This is a genomic window from Pseudomonas sp. MIL9, assembly GCF_016887925.1.
GTDB lineage: Bacteria > Pseudomonadota > Gammaproteobacteria > Pseudomonadales > Pseudomonadaceae > Aquipseudomonas > Aquipseudomonas mohnii.
Window position 1 is genome coordinate 62,963 of sequence record NZ_JAFEHE010000028.1, and the last position, 15,906, is coordinate 78,868.

Consider the following 15,906-nt stretch of genomic DNA (forward strand, 5'->3'; position numbering starts at 1 on the left):
ACCCGATCACGCCGCAGGCGCCCCTTGCATCAATGCGCGATACACACCGATTTCAGCTCGGTGTAGGCCTCAATCACCGCACGGCCAAACTCACGGCCCATGCCCGATTGCTTGACCCCGCCGAACGGCATCGCCGGGTCGAGCAGCACGTGGGCGTTGACCCAGACCGTACCGGCTTCGATGCGCGGCACCAGATTCATGGCTTTGCTCAGGTCGTTGGTCCACAGGCTGGCGGCCAGGCCATAGCGGTTGTCGTTGGCCAGTTCGATCGCGGCCTCTTCATCGTCGAACGGCATCACGCCCAGCACCGGGCCGAAGACTTCTTCGCGGGCCACGGCCATGCTGTGGTCGATGTCCGCGAGGATCGTCGGCTGGACGAAGAAGCCGTCGCCTTCCACCAGCTCGCCACCCGAGACCACGCGCGCACCTTCCTGACGGGCCAGTTCGATGTGCTTGAGCACGCTTTGTTGCTGCTTGCGCGAGACCAGCGGGTTGATCGCCGCGTCGCAGTTCATGCCCGCGCCCATCGGCATGGCCGACACCGCCGCCGCCAGGGCTTCGACGAATTGGTCGTGGATCGAGCGGTGCACGTAGAAACGCGAAGCTGCGGCACACACCTGGCCGTTGTTCAGCAGGCCACCGAGGATCGCCCCTTGCACGGCTTTTTCGATGTCGGCATCGGCGAGCACGATCATCGGGTTCTTGCCGCCCAGCTCCAGGGAGAAACGCGTCATGTTGGCCATGCACGCCACGCCGACGCTTTTGCCAACGGCGGTAGAACCGGTGAACGAGACCTTGCTCACCAGCGGATGCTGGGTCAACACGCCACCGACCGAGGCACCGCCACCGGTCACGACGTTGAACACGCCTGCCGGAATGCCGGCCTCCAGCGCGAGCTCCGCCAGACGCATGGCGGTCAGCGGGGTTTCCATTGCCGGCTTGATGATCACCGTGCAACCGGTGGCCAGCGCCGGCATCAGTTTCCAGGCCGCGATCAGCAGCGGGAAGTTCCACGGCACGATACCGACCACCACACCCACCGGCTCACGCTTGGTGAAGGCGGTGAACCTGGCACCCGGTGGCAACGGGATCGACACGTCGAAGGTCTGCCCTTCGATCTTGGTCGCCCAACCGGACATGTAGCGCATGAATTCCACGGTGGCGTTCAGGTCCAGGGCGCGGGCCATGTTGATCGACTTGCCCTGGCTTAGGGTTTCCAGTTGCGCCAGTTCTTCGGCGTGCTCCTCCACCAGGCGAGTGAAGTTGAGCAGGATGCGCTCGCGATCCGCCGGACGCAGTGCCGACCAGACCCCGGACTTGAATGCCTTGTGCGATGACTGCACGGCGCGTTCGACGATTGCCGGCGGTGCATCGAGGGTTTCGCAAAGGGTCTGCCCGGTGGCCGGGTTGACCACGGCAATGCTGTCGCCCTCGGCAAACACCCACTGACCATCAATGAAGCAACCGTGGCGGCGTTCGATAAATGCAGCCACCTGCGGCAGGATTTCAACGTTGCTCATAATTCACCTTTCAATAAAACCGTTCGGTGTGAAGGTTGGATCAGCCAGGAAACCGGCCGCTTAGTGTTGTTCTTTGAGGAAGCACACGACCGCCTGGCGATCGTCCGCCGAAGCCAGGCCCATGTAAGGCATGTAAGTGCCAGGCACGTAGGCCTGAGGCTGGGTGATCAGTTGCGCGATGTTCTCGGCCTGCCAATCGATATTTTTGTTGCGCATGGCTTGCGAATAGTTGAAGCCCTCCAAGGAGCCGGACTTGCGCCCGACCACACCCGCCAGGTTCGGCCCCATCATGCCGGTCGCGCCTTTGGTCACCGAATGGCAAACCCCACATTCATTGGCAAACACCTCGGCGCCGTGGCGTTGATCGGGGGCGCAATCGGCCGCCAACGCCGCCTGGGCCAGGGTCAAAGACAACAATCCGAAAAGAGGCAAACGCAGGGAGCTGAACATAGGAAACGACCTTGAAAATCCACGCATTCGCCAGCAGGCGAACGCCAACTCTGAAAGTGCCGGGGCAACGGTGCCCCGGCAGGGTTGATCAGGATTGTCGGTGGTCGGTGATTCGCAGGTTTTGCCCTGCGTGCCAGTTGTGTTGGCGGTTCTGCCAGATCGCTCGGATGCACGTTTGCTTTTCCCTTTGGGAGCAAGCTCGCTCCCACAGGGAAACGAAGCAGCAAGAATTCCATGCCATCACCCTTGCCATGCAATCTGGCAAGCACAGCCAACTATTTGGCAAACAGGCAAAAGGGCAAAAGAAAACCGGACCTTAGTATCTAAAAAGACCGCAAACCTGCGCTCAAGAACAAGAACGGATGTCACGCCATGCTCAAGTCCCCCTTGCTTCGACTCTCTACCCTCGCGCTGATGATCAGCGCAGGTCAGGCCGGAGCCTATGAACTCTACGCCGATAGCGACAGTCACCTGAACGCCACCCTGGAAGCGGTTTTCGGCATTTTCCACAGCCAGGAAAACTACGCCCTGTCGGGCCGTCTCGATGAAGGTTCGTCGTCGTGGCGTGAGGGTTACATCAAGTACGGCCTGAGTTTCGACAAAGGACTGGCCGGTGCCGGCACGACTTACGGCGCGGCGAATCTACTCAGTTCCGGCACCTGGGGCGACGGCGATGCTGCCGGTTTCAGCGACGGTTCGGAACGCACCACAAAGTTTGAAGACGCCTACCTCGGCTGGCGCTCGAGCGATCTGTTTCCGGTCCTGGGTGCGGACGGTATCGACCTGTCGTTCGGTCGCCAGAACATCGTGGTCGGCGACGGTTTCCTGATTGATGGTGACGCGCTGAACATGGGCAAGGGCCTGGCCGACGGCGAATTCAATCGCGGCGGTGCCTACTGGCTGGCCGCGCGCAAGGCGTTCGACGAAACCGCCGTGCTGCGTATCGGCGGCAAGGAAGGCTGGCGAGGCGACCTGATGTGGCTCAAATCCGATAACCGCGCCCAGGCCAAGACGGAGATGTATGTTGGCACCCTGGAACACGTGTCGGAAGCCGGCACTGTCGGCCTGACCTACATCGACACCACCGATGTCGACGAACAGTACGCCTCCCCGGCGCAACTGGAGCGCGATGGCATGAAGACCTACAGCCTGCGCGCAACGGGCAATGCCGGGGTCAAGGACCTTTTCCTCTCCGGCGAATACGCCAGGCAGGACAAACCCCACGCCGCCAACGAAGACGCCTGGTACCTGGAAGCCGGCTGGACGTTCTCCGACGTACCTTGGACGCCTTATGCCAGCTACCGCTACAGCCGTTTCTCGGAAGGCTACGACACCCTGTTCTACGGTTTCAGTCGCGGCTTCGGCACCTGGTTCCAGGGTGAAGTGGCGGGCAACTACGCCGGCCCGTTCAACACCAACTCGCGCATCCAGCAACTCAAGTTCACCGTCTCGCCGCTGGCGAACCTGAACCTCGGCGCGATGTACTTCAACTACGACACTATCGACCGCGACCTGGGCAACACCGATGGCCACGAAACAGACCTGTACGCCGAGTGGCACGTCAACGACCACCTCACGGTGATGCCGCTGATCGGCCTGTTCCAGCCGGACAAGAGCGCCGACCAGGGCGGTACGCAGTTGGGCAACAACGACAAGAACGTCTATGGCCAGGTGATTTTCGCCACGACGTTCTGACGCGAACCTTGTAGGAGCGAGCCTGCTCGCGATGGAGGCCCGAGCACCACGGGCATTCAGACAGCCCGCGTCATCGTTGACGTCCATCGCGAGCAGGCTCGCTCCTACAGGGGATCGGTTTCGCCACCAGGAAAAAGGCATTTCCCATGCAGAAAAAATTCCTCACGATCCAGAGCAAAATCACCCTGCTCGCCGGCCTCTGCCTGCTGTTGGTGGTCGGTTTGCTGATGGGGCTTTCGCTGTACCAGACTCACCAGAGCAGCCAGCAAGTGGCCGAGGCCAGCGGCAAAATGCTCGCCGATGCAGCCAGGGAACACATGCAGGCCCTGGGCAAGGTGCAGGCCATGCAGGTGCAGCGCACCTTCATGCAGACCCACGAATTTGGCCAGGGGTTGTCGCGGTATTTGCTCTATCTGAGGCAACTCCAGCATCAAGGGAACCTCACCCGCCCACAACTGCGCCAGGAGCTGAGCACCCAGCTTCACCAGGCCCTGATCGACAAGCCCGACCTGCTCGGGCTTTACGTCATTTTCGAGCCGGACGCCCTGGACGGTGCCGACGCCGGTTTCGCCAACCAGGCGGATCTGGGCAGCAACGAAACCGGACGCTTCTCGCTCTACTGGGTGCAAAGCAAACCCGGCGAACTGCAAGCGGTGATCGGTGACGAAGGCCTGCTCGCCAACACGGAGCCAGGCCCCAGCGGTGCACCGTACAACGCCTTCTACACCTGTGCCCGCGACACCCGTCAGGCGTGCGTTCTGGAGCCCTACTTCGACGAAGCATCCGGCAGCCGCAAACTGGTGACCAGCGTCGCCTTCCCGCTGCTGGAAAACGGCAAAGTCATCGCCGTCGTCGGCCTCGACATCAACCTCGCCGCGCTGCAGAAGAACAGTCAAACCAGTGCGCTGCAATTGTTCGACGGCCGCGGCCAGATCAGCATCGTCAGCCCCCGCGGCGTGATCTCCGCCAACAGTCAGGACGTCAGTCGCCTGGGTCAGCCAATGGACAATGCCGAGGTCATGGACGCCTTGCGCCAGGGCCAGGCGAAGGTGTTTGTCGATCCGCAGCAGATCAAGGTCCTGGAACCGCTGTCACCGATTGCCGGGGCCGCGCCCTGGGGTGTGCTGGTGGGTGTGCCGCAGGAGGTGTTGCTGGCACCGGTGACCACCCTGCAACAGCAACTCGATGCCCAAGGGGTGAAAAGCACCGCACTGGAACTGCTGCTGGGCGGCGGCTCGGCCCTGCTCGGCCTGCTGTTGATCGGGTACACCGCGCAACGCATCACCCGGCCGCTGCAAGTGTTGACGCGGGTCATGGAGGACATTTCCCTCGGCGAAGGCGACCTGACCCGTCGCCTGGCCGTGCAATCCCGGGATGAGATCGGCCAGTTGGCCACCGCGTTCAACCGCTTCGTCGAACGCATTCATCACTCGATTCGCGAGGTGTCGTCGGCAGCCCTTGGCGTCAACGAGGGGGCGCGGCGGGTGCTGGAGGCATCCCATTCATCGCTGAGCAATTTCGACGATCAGTCCACCCGCACCAACAGCGTGGCCGCCGCGATCAATCAGCTGGGCGCCGCCGCCCAGGAAATCGCGCATAACGCCTCCGACGCCTCGCAGCAAGCCTCCGCCGCACGGCAACAGGCCGAGGACGGTCGCCAAGTGGTGGAGCGCACCATTGAAGTGATGAACGCGCTGTCCGGCAAGATCAGTGCATCGTGCGCCAACATTGAGGTGCTCAACGACAAGACCGTAAACATCGGGCAGATCCTCGAAGTGATCAAGGGCATCTCGCAGCAGACCAACCTGTTGGCACTCAATGCCGCGATCGAAGCGGCGCGAGCGGGTGAAGCGGGCCGTGGATTCGCGGTGGTTGCCGACGAAGTGCGCAGCCTGGCCGGGCGCACCCAGACCTCGGCGCTGGAGATCCAGCAGATGATCGAAGCGCTGCAAGTGGGCGCACGGGATTCAGTGGTCACCATGACCGAGAGCCAGCAGCACAGCGAAGAAAGCGTCACCATCGCCAACCTGGCCGGCACTCGTCTGGGCAGCGTGACCCAACGCATCGGCGAGATCGACAACGTCAACCAATCCGTCGCCGCTGCTACCGAGGAACAGACCGCCGTGGTCGAGGCCTTGAATGTCGACATCACGCAGATCAACACCCTGAATCAGAAAGGCGTGGAGAATTTGCAATCGACATTGCGCGCCTGTACCGAGCTGGAGCAACAGGCTGCGCGGTTGAATCAGTTGGTGGGCAGCTTCCGCATTTGACATCGGTGTTGCCTGACATACCGTCATCGTCGGAACGCGGCCCGTTGCCAGCTCGCTTCCACAATGGATTTTGGCGCGACACAGATTTTGTGTTCACCGGAGAACCCTGTGGGAGCTGGCTTGCCAGCGATGAGGACTTCACATGCAACATCACCGGCGACTGACAATCCGCCATCGCGAGCAGGCTCGCTCCCACATTTGATCTCCAGCGAACACAGGACCTGTGCACGACGACGATTAACTGTGGGAGCGAGCCTGCTCGCGATTGAACGATAACGCGGTCTCAGCAATGCGCCCCGGCATGCTCCACGCGATGAAACAGGCGGTTGAAATACACCAGGCTGTCCCGTGGTTCGCGCACGCCCACCTTCGTCAGCTCAACGAACATCACCGAGTGCGAGCCCACTTCCTTGCACTCGCTGATCCGCCCTTCCAGCTGCACCAGGGCATCGCGCAGCACCGGCACATCGGCGGTGCCGTCGTCCCACAGGTCCCAGGCAAAACGCTCGGCCATGGGCACTTTGGTCATGCCGGCGAAGTGACGGGCCAGCTCTTCCTGTTCACCGCACAGCACGTTGATGCACAAGTGGCCGTTGGTGCGGAACACATCATGGGTGGCGCTGTTGCGGTTGACGCACACCAGCACGGTGGGCGGCGAATCGGTTACCGAGCACACGGCACTGGCAGTGATGCCGCAACGACCGCCAGGACCGTTGGTGGTGATGATGTTCACCGCCGCAGGCAGCTGCGCCATGGCGTTGCGAAAGTCGATTTGCTGCTGGCTCAGGTCGGCCATGTCGATGCCCCTCCTCTCGGGAGGACCGCCATCCGGCGGCCCTTAGGTGATGGAACAAGACTAAGGCCCGGCACGCGGCACAACCATTCTGACGATCCCCATGCCGAGGTGGGCTTTCCGCTAGTCGACTAGGTGGTTTCTTTATCGTCACGGCCGGTGACAGTGAGTATTCTGCACACTGGCTCCAAAAAGATGGGCCGATGTGCGCCGCGCGTGCTCGCGTGCGAAAACAATAAATAGAAACTTTCGTGGCAGCCCTGATGGAAACCCGCAAACCGATTGTTTACATCGTTGACGACGACAAAGACCTGCGCACGTCGCTGGCCTGGTTGCTGGAGTCGGTCTGCGTGAAGGCGCAGTGCTTTGCCGGCGCCGAAGAGTTCCTTAACCAGTACGACCCCAAGCAGCCGGCCTGCCTGGTGCTGGACGTGCGCATGCCGGAGACCAGCGGCTTTCAGTTGCAGGAAATCCTCAACCAGCGCGGCAGCACCTTGCCGACCATCTTCGTTTCGGCCCATGGCGACATTCCGATGTCGGTGACGGCGATGAAGAATGGCGCGCTGGACTTCGTCGAGAAGCCCTACAACCCGCAGCAGATGATCGACCGCATCCAGGCAGCGCTGAAGACCGCCGTGCATGCCCAGGCCGATCAGGAGCAGCGCCGGAACCTGCAAGGCAAGCTGGCGCTGCTGACCAGTCGCGAGCGTGAAGTGTTGATGCTGGTGATCGATGGCAAGGCCAGCAAGGTGATCGCCCGGGAGCTGAACATCAGCGTGAAAACCGTGGATGTGCACCGCACCAAGATCAAGGAAAAGATGGGCGTGACCAGCATCGCCATGCTGGTACGCGAGGTGCTGCATTTGCCGGTGGATGAGCCGGTGCGGCACTGAGGCACACCGGCCAGGCCGCCATCGCTGGCAAGCCAGCTCCCACAGGGCTCTCTGATGAAAACAAAATTTGTGTCGCGCCAAAATCCACTGTGGGAGCTGGCTTGCCAGCGAAGCCCCCCCCATGCAACAGGGATGGCAAATGCCACCCTGTGCTCAGTTCTGGCTATAGCGCTTGCGATAAGCCCCCGGCGACACGCCGAAGCGGGATTTGAAGGCCGAGGAAAAGTAGCTGGAATCGGAGAAACCCCAGGCATAACACAGGGCCGACAGCTTTTGCTCGACAGCACTGCGACGCAGGTTTTCCGCGCAGAAGTCCAGGCGCCTGTGCTTGATGTACTGCGCCACCACCAGCCCGCGCTTGGAAAACATGCGGTACAGGCCGCGCACCGACACGCCCACCTCGCGGGCAATCAGTTCCGGGCAGAGTTCTTCGTCGCTGATGTGTTGGTCGATAAAGGCGATGATCTTGCGAAACTGCCGTTCATGGGCGTCGCTGCCGCCGTCGTGAGCGCTGATGCCCGGCAACAGCAGGCTGGCCAGGGCGTCGAGCACGGCTTCGCTTTGCTGCATGTCCAGCCCTTCCTGCTGCCGAGTTTCCAGTACCAGCTTGTTGGCCATCGCGGCCAGTGGACTGTTGGCGGCGATGCGCGTGGCGCAATTGACCGCCGTGAAGTGCGAGCCACGCTCAACCACCTGGCGCGGCAGGATCAGCGACAGCTGTCGGGAGTCCTCGTGGTAGGTCATGTCGCTCGGGCGGCAGGCGTCGATCAGGGCGATGTCGCCACAGCCCAGTTGCGCACGGTTGTCGCCCTGCTCCAGCTGCGAGCTGCCGCGCATCTGGAACACTGCGTAGTAGTGCCCGTCGCTGCTGACACTGACATCCTTGCTGGTGCGATACAGGTGCACGTGCGCCATGTCGACGACGCTGAGCTTGATCGCACCGCTGCGAAACTCCGTCAACTCGCCATAAAAATCGGTGTCCAGCGCACGGGCATCGAAGCGCCCGCACGCCTGGTTAACCTGGCTCAACCAACTTTCGAACGCCTCATTGCGCACCGCCGATGCTGTAATCATGTCCGCAAAGCCTCACTTTTTTGTTGTTATTTCCGGCCGCTTCGTCGAGCGGTTCGGTAAACATGTTTCGTTTTCCTGCCATCGCCTCCCTCGATGGTCGCCGGGCGCCATTCAACAGGCTCCGGCGTCTGCTTTCCAGTGAAGAAAGCGCTTAGATGTCCAATACCAGACGAGCGGAAAGTGCCCGGGAAACACAGGCGCAAATCTGCTTGTTGGAAGCCTTTTCCTTGTTCGACAGGCAGTTGTCACGGTGCTCCGGCAGGCCGTCGAGCACCTCGACGATGCAGGTGCCGCAGATGCCTTCGCGGCACTCGGTGTCGATGTCGCAACCATGGGCCTGCAACACATCGACCAGGCTGCTATTGGCCGGTACTTGCAGCACCACGCCTGAGCTGGCCAGTTCCACTTCGAAGCTGCCGGCCGGGGCGCTGTTGGCTGCCGGGTCCGCCGCGAAGTGCTCCAGGTGAATGGCGTCGTCCGAACGGCTGCGCGCCGCCACTTCCACCACTTTGTTCATGAACGGTGCCGGGCCACAGGTGTAGACGTGGGCGGCATTGCCGGCACGGTCCAGGCACTCGCTCAATGCGCCGTCCAGATCCCCCGGCTCGACGCCGTAGTGGAACTGCACATGTTCGGCAAAATTCGTCGCCAGCAGTTCGGTAAACGCGGCGTACCGGGCCGAGCGGGCGAAGTAATGCAGGCGGTATGGCTGGCCGCTTTCCGCCAGTCGATAGGCCATGCTCAGCAGCGGCGTCACGCCGATACCGGCGGCGAACAGCACGTGTTCGGTGGCGCTCGGGTCGAGGCGGAACAGGTTGCGCGGCGCGCCCATTTCCAGCTCCATGCCCTCTTCGACCTGCTCGTGCAGCGCCAGCGAACCCCCGCGCGATTGCGGCTCTTTTTTCACCGCCACCAGATAGGCGCGGCGGTCCTGCGGCGGACTGCACAGGGAATACTGGCGGGTCACCCCGGTCGGCCCGGTCAGGTCGACATGGGCACCCGGCTCATAGGTGTCGAGCGGCTGGCCGTCACTGCGCACGAGGCGAAAGGAACGGATATCCAGCGCTTCGTCGACGATCCTTTCGATCTTCACCTTCATCATTGGGTCACCTGAATTCTGTTGTTTTGATTTAACACTGTGGCTTGGTTACTCCTTGTAGGAGCGAGCTCGCTCCCACAAGGGTCAACTGCCAGCCATAAGATCGGGGCGCGGCAACAATCAGCGCATGAACAAGCCGCCGTTGATGTCCCAGCACGCCCCGGTTACGGAGGTTGCGTGATCGGCAATCAACAGCAGCACGCTGTCGGCGATGTACGCGGGGTCGCCTAGCGTGCCGGCCGGGATCATTTTCAGGATCTGTTCCAGGCGCTCCGGGGCCACGGTTTCGCGCACCACCGGCAAGTCCAGGGGACCGGGCGAGATGCTGTTGACCGTCACCCCTTGCGGTGCCAGTTCGCGGGCGAAGACCTTGGTCAGCGTCGCCACGCCACCCTTGGCCGCAGCGTAATGCGCGCCGGTGGCGGTGCCGCCGTTTTGCCCGGCGAGGCTGGCGATGTTGACGATGCGGCCAAAGCCACGCTCGGCGAAATGCGCGCCGAACACCTGGCAGGCCACGAAAGTGCCGCGCAGGTTGATCGCCATTGACTCGTCGAACTCTTCAGGCGTGATGTCCATCAGTGCCGCGACTTTCGATACCCCAGCGTTGTTCACCAGAATGTCGGTGCCGCCCCAACGCTCGGCGAGCAAGTCACGGGCCCGCTGAAAATCCGCCTTGCTGCGCACGTCCAGCTCGATGGCAAGGGCCGTAGCGCCGCTGCCGTCCAGTTCGGTGGCCAGCTGCTGCACGCCGTCGAGGCGCACATCGGCCAGCGCGACGCGATACCCCGCGCCATGCAGACGGCGGGCGATGCACTCGCCCAGTCCGCGCGAAGCACCCGTTACAAGGGCTACTCGACTCATGCTGTTGCCCTCACAAAAGGAAGCCGAGCGCGCTCAGGCTGTCGGTGGAGTTGATCAGCCGCACCACTTTGCGCTCCAGGGTCGGCACGCCATCGGTGAAACGGATACGGTGGTTCAGGTCGGCCACGAACGGTGTGTGCACGCCGCGCTTGTAGGCGTAGAGCAACTGCGCCGAATTGACATCGACGATGTCGCCGGCCGCTTCCACCAGACGGAAACGCGAAACCGTGCGGATGGTTTTTGCCGCGTCCACCGCCGACGGCGAGTAGCCGGCGGTCAGGCGTTCGATGCGCAAGTCACGCATGCGCGCGTCGTCGTAGGCGTAGTTGAGGGTCGCTTCGAAGTCCTCGGTGTCCGGGTCGATCGGCACGATGTACTTGCCGCTTTCGCTCCACAAGGTCGCCCACTCGGCGTAGTTTTTGTGGTCGAGCAGTTCGGCTTCGCGCCAGATGAATTCGATGGCCTGGGCCAACGGGCCGGAAAAGCCGTTCAGGGTGTCGTGATTGCTCATTGGCTCATCATCCTTTTCCACATGTCGTAGGCACCGCGCATGCCGCCTTCGTCGGTGGCGTGGCTGACCTTGTCGCCGTTTTCAGCGGTGATTTCGCGATTGAGGCCGCGGTTGACCAGGATCGGCGCGTCGACGCCGGCATATGAGCCGCGCTGCACGCGGTCCCAGGCCTCGGCATCGTCGGGGCTGCCGAACCCGAACGGGCCCTGGAAGTGTTCATGAATACGCATGCGTTCGCGGTTGGCGATTTCCGGGCCGCCGTCCATGCCGAGGGCGACGTGGCGGATCTCGGTTTCCGTCACCGACACCGGGCGCAGCACGCGGAAGAACGACATCGACATCGCCACGTTGGGGAACAGGTTCAGGTTGAACCCGGCGCCGTGCAGCGAGCGCACGATGCGGCGTACCTGCTCGGGCGGCATGGTTTTCGACAGCGCTTCGGTGACGTGGGCGAAACGCTCCTGCAGCTGTTCAGTACCGTCGTCGTGATCGAGGTCGACGTGCTCAGGCACCATCACCATCACGCTGTGACCGTTGCCCAGGGAGTGAGTGACGGCTTGCTCGTCGGTCATGAACGAGAGCATTTCCGAGGTTTCTTCATCCACCGAGGACATGAACGACTTGTGCACGATCGGGAAGTGGTAGCCGTCGGTGGTGTTTTCCAGCTGGATCTTCCAGTTGCCCTTGAAGCTGAACTTGTGTTCGCCCTGGGTCTTGATCGGGTAACCGGCGCCCTGCTTCATGAACAGGTCCATCCAGTGTTTGGCGCCGCCGAGGAAGTCTTCCAGCGGTTCGATCTCGTCGTTGTAGCTGGCGAAGACCATGCCGGCGTAGCTCTCGACGCGCAGGCTGGTCAGCGGCAGTTCGGATTTTTCCAGGATGCCTTCGTAGCCATCCGGATACGGCAGCGCACGCAGCTTGCCGTCCAGGCCGTAGGACCAGCTGTGGTACGGGCAGGTGAAACCGGTGGCGTTGCCCTTGTGCTTCTCGCACACGGTGGCGCCGCGATGCCGGCAACGGTTTTCCAGCACGTTGATGGTGTTTTTCTTGTCGCGCACGACAATCACCGGCCGACGGCCAATGGTGGCAGTCTTGAAGTCACCGGCGTTGCGCACTTCGCTTTCGTGGGCGACCCACACCCAGGTGCGGTAGAAAATCTTGTCCAGCTCGGCTTCGAACAGCGCCGGGTCGTTGTACAGCGAGACATCGACGCGGTCGTGCTGGACCAGGTCTTCGGGGCTTTTCGACGTTGCGATCAGCCGGTATTCATGAGTGCTCATGCGGTTCTCCTCATGGCTTGTTTTTATGATTTCTTGGGGCTGGACGTTCGCCGGCCATGCTCTGTTGCAGCTGCGCACCGAAGGCGCAGACGAGTTCGTCCTGACCTTTGCGGCCAACGATTTGCAGGCCGACTTTCAGCCCGCCGCCATCGAGTTCCACCGGCACCGTCAGCGCCGGGTGACCGCTGAGATTGAAGGGTCGTACCAGCGGGGTCATGCCGGCCACGGTCTTGCTGCCGGCGCGGGCTTCGCTGAGGGTCGGCGGCAAGGTCGGCAGCGTTGGCAACAACAGCACTGCAAAGTCTTCCAGCGCGGCGTCCACCTGTTGCGTGAAGCGCGTGCGCACGGCTTCGGCGTGGGCCAGTTCTTCGCGAGTGGTGCGGCTGGCGACCAGCAAACGTGTTTCCACATCCGCGCCGATCAGGCCCTTGCCGGTGAGATGACCGAACGCGGCCCAGTTTTCAAAATTGATCACCGTCAGGCCGGCCGCGAACGCTGCTTCGAATTCGCTCAGGCGCAGGTTGCCGCGACGCCATCCGGCGCGGTCGGCGGCGGCACCGAGGCTGGCTTGCAGGTGCGGATCGCAGCCCACTTCCAGGAAAGCGACCTTTGCACTGGCGTTCGGCAAGCTTTGCGCTTCAAAGCCCGGGCAGATCACCTGCATCGCCGCGATCAGGTCGTCCATGCGCCTGGCGAACGGCCCGACGCAATCGAGGCTCGACTCCAGCGGATGCGCACCGACTCGGCTGACACGGCCATAAGTCGGCTTTAGCCCGGCCACCCCGCAGCACGCCGCCGGCACCCGCACCGAACCACCGGTGTCGGTGCCAATGGCGATGTCCGTCAGGCCCGCCGCGACCGCTGAAGCCGAACCGCTGGAGGAACCACCCGGCACCCGGTCAGGGGCTTGCGGGTTGATCGGCGTACCGGTCCAGTCGTTGATGCCGGTGACGCCAAAGGCCAGTTCGTGCAGGTTGGTTTTGCCGACGATCTGCCAGCCAGCATTGATAATCGCGTCCACCACCTCGGCGTTTTTCGTGGCCGGGGGTGCATCGGCGAATGCACGGCTGCCCGAGCGGGTCGGATGGCCGGCGATGTCGATGGAATCCTTGATGGCCACGCGTTTGCCGCTGCCACCGAGGAGGAATTCGCTGATGAATGTACTCATGCACTCAGCTCCATATTGAACAGCCGTTGCGTGCGGAAATGCGCGATCAGCCAGCTACCGTCGACACAGCGAAAATCGATGTTCAACCGAGTGCCGAACAACTCGCTGCGGCCATCGGCGTAGGTGGAAATCTGCTGCATGATCCACTGCCCTTTCGCCGTGCCGCCGTCGACCACAATCGACTCGCTGGTGAGGTAATGCAGGTTGAGCCGGAAGTGCTCCGACGGTGGCAGGTAACCGCCGACAAACGCGGCCACGGCTTCACGACCCTGGTGTTGGCCAAAGGTCTGTGCGGTGACACTGCCAACCCCTTCCCAGATCGCATCGACCGTGAACAGCCGGGCCAGCTCGCTGACGTGAGTCACCGCCCTCGGCACATCGCACAGGTCCATGTAGCGAGCCATCAAGCGACGTACCGCGCTTTCCCCTTCGAGCGTCACCAGACGCTGCAGCAAGGCCTCGTCCATGGCTTACACCTTGGCCGCGTCGGGAATGGTCAGCGGACGACCGATGCGCGCTTCGACCCTGGCGTAGCGCCACAGGCTGTATTCGCCGACTGGCGTGGTGCGGAACAGGTTGCAGGCGTCGATCACCGACTGGTGGCAGTCGACGTCGGCCATGATGTACACGGTCCAGGGCGAGGTGGTGGACGGGCCGACCATCAGGCGGTCATCGTCCATGGCGCCGAGCACGGTGATGCCAGGCATCGCGCCCAGGGAGCCCATCATCTGGCTGAAGCCTTTCCACACGCTCAGGCCTTCGCCGGTGGGCAGGTCGAAAAAGTTCTGGGTGATGCCGATGCAGAAGACGACGCGCAAGGGTTCTTGAGTGGTCTGGGTCATGGGTTTTGATCCTTGAAAGGGAGAGCTCTGAAAAATGGGTTCAGATGTAGCCCGGGAACGGCGGCACGCCGAGGAACACCGAGCCGGCACCGTCGTACAGCCCTTCGCTGAGGAAGGCGTGCTGGGTCACCACCATCGAGTCGCGCAGGTAGCGTTGCAGCGGATGGCGCAGGTAAATGGCGGTGGTGCCGGCCAGGCTGTAGGCGCTTTGCACTACGTCGGCCCCGGCCTGGGAAACATGGATCGCCGACAGGCGCAGCAGGCTGGTCTGCTCGGGCGTGACCGGGTTGCCGGCCAGGATCGATTGCCAAACCTGTTCGGTGGCCCCGTAGAAGAAACCGCGCGCGGCGCTGAGTTTGGCTTCGGCCTTGGCGATCTCGATGCGTACATAAGCGCGGTCGGCCAGTTTCGGAGCGCCGGTGATGCCACCGCCGCCGGCCATACGGCTGACTTCGTCGAGGGCGGCACGGGCCAGGCCCAGGTTGACCACCGCCAGTACTTGCGCGGCATAGGCAATCGATGGGTAGCGGAACAACGGTTCGTCGACGGTCGCGGCGCCGCCACGGATGAAGGTCCAGCGCTCATCAATGCGCTTGTCGGTCACCCTCAGGTCATGGCTGCCGGTGCCTTTGAGGCCGACCACGTCCCAGTTCTCGACGATTTCGACCTGGTCCGGACGGAATACGGCGGTGCGCGGCTTGCCCCCTGCAGCGCCGATACCCACACCGAGCAAGTCTGCGCCCTTGCAGCCGCTGGCAAATTTCCAGGTGCCGTTGACCTGCCAACCACCCTCTACCGCCTCGGCGGGTTGCAGCGGGAACAAGCCGCCGGCGAACACCAGGTCCGGGCTGTCGGCATAGATTTCAGCCAGGGTTTCGGGTGGCAATGCAGCGAGGTAGACGCCGGCACTGCCGAAGCTGGCGACCCAGCCGGCGGAACCGTCGGCCTCGGAGATGCGTTCGATCATTTGCAGGAACAGTGCCGGCGCCAGGGCATCGCCGCCATAGCATTTCGGCGTGGCGGCGCGGTAAATACCCACCTGCTTGAAGCGCTCGATCATGTCCCTTGGCACGTGGGAGAGACTGTCGAATTCGCTGCGACGCTGACGCACTTCTTCCAGCACCTGCGCAAAGGCAGGGCTCTCGACGACATTCTGGTCAACGCCTGGCAGAGCGTCTTGTTGCGCGACCGCTGAACGCAGCATGGGCTTTCTCCGTTTTTGCTTATTGTTGGCAGGGCGGCAGCCTCTCCGTAGGAGCGAGCCTGCTCGCGAAGAACCTGAGAGCACCACGGGGTGTCAGGTTTCAAGCGTCATCGTTGACGACCATCGCGAGCAGGCTCGCTCCTACACGGGGTCGGCGTGCTCACCCTTGCATTGCGGTCCAGTGTAAAAACCCCACCCCGGCGCAACTATTGGTGCGTGCAGCCCCCCGCCTAAAGAAAACCC

General features: G+C 62.6%; 15 protein-coding genes. 3 read left to right on the forward strand and 12 right to left on the reverse strand.

Annotated elements, in window-relative coordinates; translation table 11 throughout:
• Positions 1 to 29: 29 nt before the first annotated feature.
• Entirely contained in the window at positions 30 to 1,520 is a 1,491-nt protein-coding gene (locus JQF37_RS26130; RefSeq protein ID WP_130208810.1) for an aldehyde dehydrogenase family protein, read from the reverse strand.
• A 60-nt stretch (positions 1,521 to 1,580) separates the two neighbouring features.
• Positions 1,581 to 1,970: a c-type cytochrome gene (locus JQF37_RS26135; protein WP_130208812.1), complete on the reverse strand. Its 390-nt coding sequence runs from the start codon at positions 1,968 to 1,970 to the stop codon at positions 1,581 to 1,583.
• A 372-nt stretch (positions 1,971 to 2,342) separates the two neighbouring features.
• Between JQF37_RS26135 and JQF37_RS26140 the strand changes: the two genes are divergently transcribed.
• Positions 2,343 to 3,665 (forward strand): hypothetical protein, encoded by a 1,323-nt coding sequence (locus JQF37_RS26140; RefSeq protein WP_130208814.1) that lies wholly within the window; start codon positions 2,343 to 2,345, stop codon positions 3,663 to 3,665.
• Between the two features lie 146 nt (positions 3,666 to 3,811).
• Complete coding sequence (locus JQF37_RS26145; protein ID WP_130208816.1) at positions 3,812 to 5,938, forward strand: methyl-accepting chemotaxis protein; 2,127 nt, start codon at positions 3,812 to 3,814, stop codon at positions 5,936 to 5,938.
• Between the two features lie 283 nt (positions 5,939 to 6,221).
• Here JQF37_RS26145 and hpaC read toward each other — a convergent pair whose 3' ends face one another.
• The gene (hpaC, locus tag JQF37_RS26150; RefSeq protein WP_130208818.1) at positions 6,222 to 6,734 is read right to left on the reverse strand and encodes a 4-hydroxyphenylacetate 3-monooxygenase, reductase component; all 513 of its coding nucleotides are present in this window, start codon (positions 6,732 to 6,734) and stop codon (positions 6,222 to 6,224) included.
• A gap of 260 nt (positions 6,735 to 6,994) precedes the next feature.
• Here hpaC and JQF37_RS26155 point away from each other — a divergent pair, with 260 nt between their 5' ends.
• Positions 6,995 to 7,624 carry a response regulator gene (locus JQF37_RS26155; RefSeq protein WP_130208924.1) on the forward strand — a complete coding sequence of 210 codons (630 nt, stop codon included), beginning with the start codon at positions 6,995 to 6,997 and terminating at the stop codon, positions 7,622 to 7,624.
• 153 nt (positions 7,625 to 7,777) lie between these two features.
• Here JQF37_RS26155 and feaR read toward each other — a convergent pair whose 3' ends face one another.
• The 9 genes from feaR to JQF37_RS26200 all read right to left on the reverse strand — a co-directional run bounded on the left by feaR (position 7,778) and on the right by JQF37_RS26200 (position 15,663).
• Positions 7,778 to 8,698: a transcriptional regulator FeaR gene (gene feaR, locus JQF37_RS26160; RefSeq protein ID WP_130208820.1), complete on the reverse strand. Its 921-nt coding sequence runs from the start codon at positions 8,696 to 8,698 to the stop codon at positions 7,778 to 7,780.
• A 151-nt stretch (positions 8,699 to 8,849) separates the two neighbouring features.
• Positions 8,850 to 9,800, reverse strand: coding sequence for a PDR/VanB family oxidoreductase (locus JQF37_RS26165; RefSeq protein ID WP_130208822.1), 951 nt, complete (start codon positions 9,798 to 9,800; stop codon positions 8,850 to 8,852).
• 117 nt (positions 9,801 to 9,917) lie between these two features.
• Entirely contained in the window at positions 9,918 to 10,658 is a 741-nt protein-coding gene (locus JQF37_RS26170; protein WP_130208824.1) for an SDR family oxidoreductase, read from the reverse strand.
• Positions 10,659 to 10,668: 10 nt separating this feature from the next.
• On the reverse strand, positions 10,669 to 11,169 hold the full coding sequence (locus JQF37_RS26175) for an aromatic-ring-hydroxylating dioxygenase subunit beta (RefSeq protein WP_130208826.1): 501 nt from the start codon (positions 11,167 to 11,169) through the stop codon (positions 10,669 to 10,671).
• Positions 11,166 to 12,449: an aromatic ring-hydroxylating dioxygenase subunit alpha gene (locus tag JQF37_RS26180; RefSeq protein WP_130208828.1), complete on the reverse strand. Its 1,284-nt coding sequence runs from the start codon at positions 12,447 to 12,449 to the stop codon at positions 11,166 to 11,168. Before JQF37_RS26180 ends, JQF37_RS26175 begins: the two co-directional genes overlap by 4 nt.
• A 10-nt stretch (positions 12,450 to 12,459) precedes the next feature.
• Positions 12,460 to 13,617, reverse strand: coding sequence for an amidase (locus JQF37_RS26185; protein ID WP_130208830.1), 1,158 nt, complete (start codon positions 13,615 to 13,617; stop codon positions 12,460 to 12,462).
• Positions 13,614 to 14,084, reverse strand: coding sequence for a nuclear transport factor 2 family protein (locus JQF37_RS26190; protein WP_130208832.1), 471 nt, complete (start codon positions 14,082 to 14,084; stop codon positions 13,614 to 13,616). Before JQF37_RS26190 ends, JQF37_RS26185 begins: the two co-directional genes overlap by 4 nt.
• 3 nt (positions 14,085 to 14,087) lie before the next feature.
• Positions 14,088 to 14,459, reverse strand: coding sequence for a hypothetical protein (locus tag JQF37_RS26195; protein WP_130208834.1), 372 nt, complete (start codon positions 14,457 to 14,459; stop codon positions 14,088 to 14,090).
• 40 nt (positions 14,460 to 14,499) lie between these two features.
• The gene (locus tag JQF37_RS26200; protein WP_130208836.1) at positions 14,500 to 15,663 is read right to left on the reverse strand and encodes an acyl-CoA dehydrogenase family protein; all 1,164 of its coding nucleotides are present in this window, start codon (positions 15,661 to 15,663) and stop codon (positions 14,500 to 14,502) included.
• Positions 15,664 to 15,906: the final 243 nt, after the last annotated feature.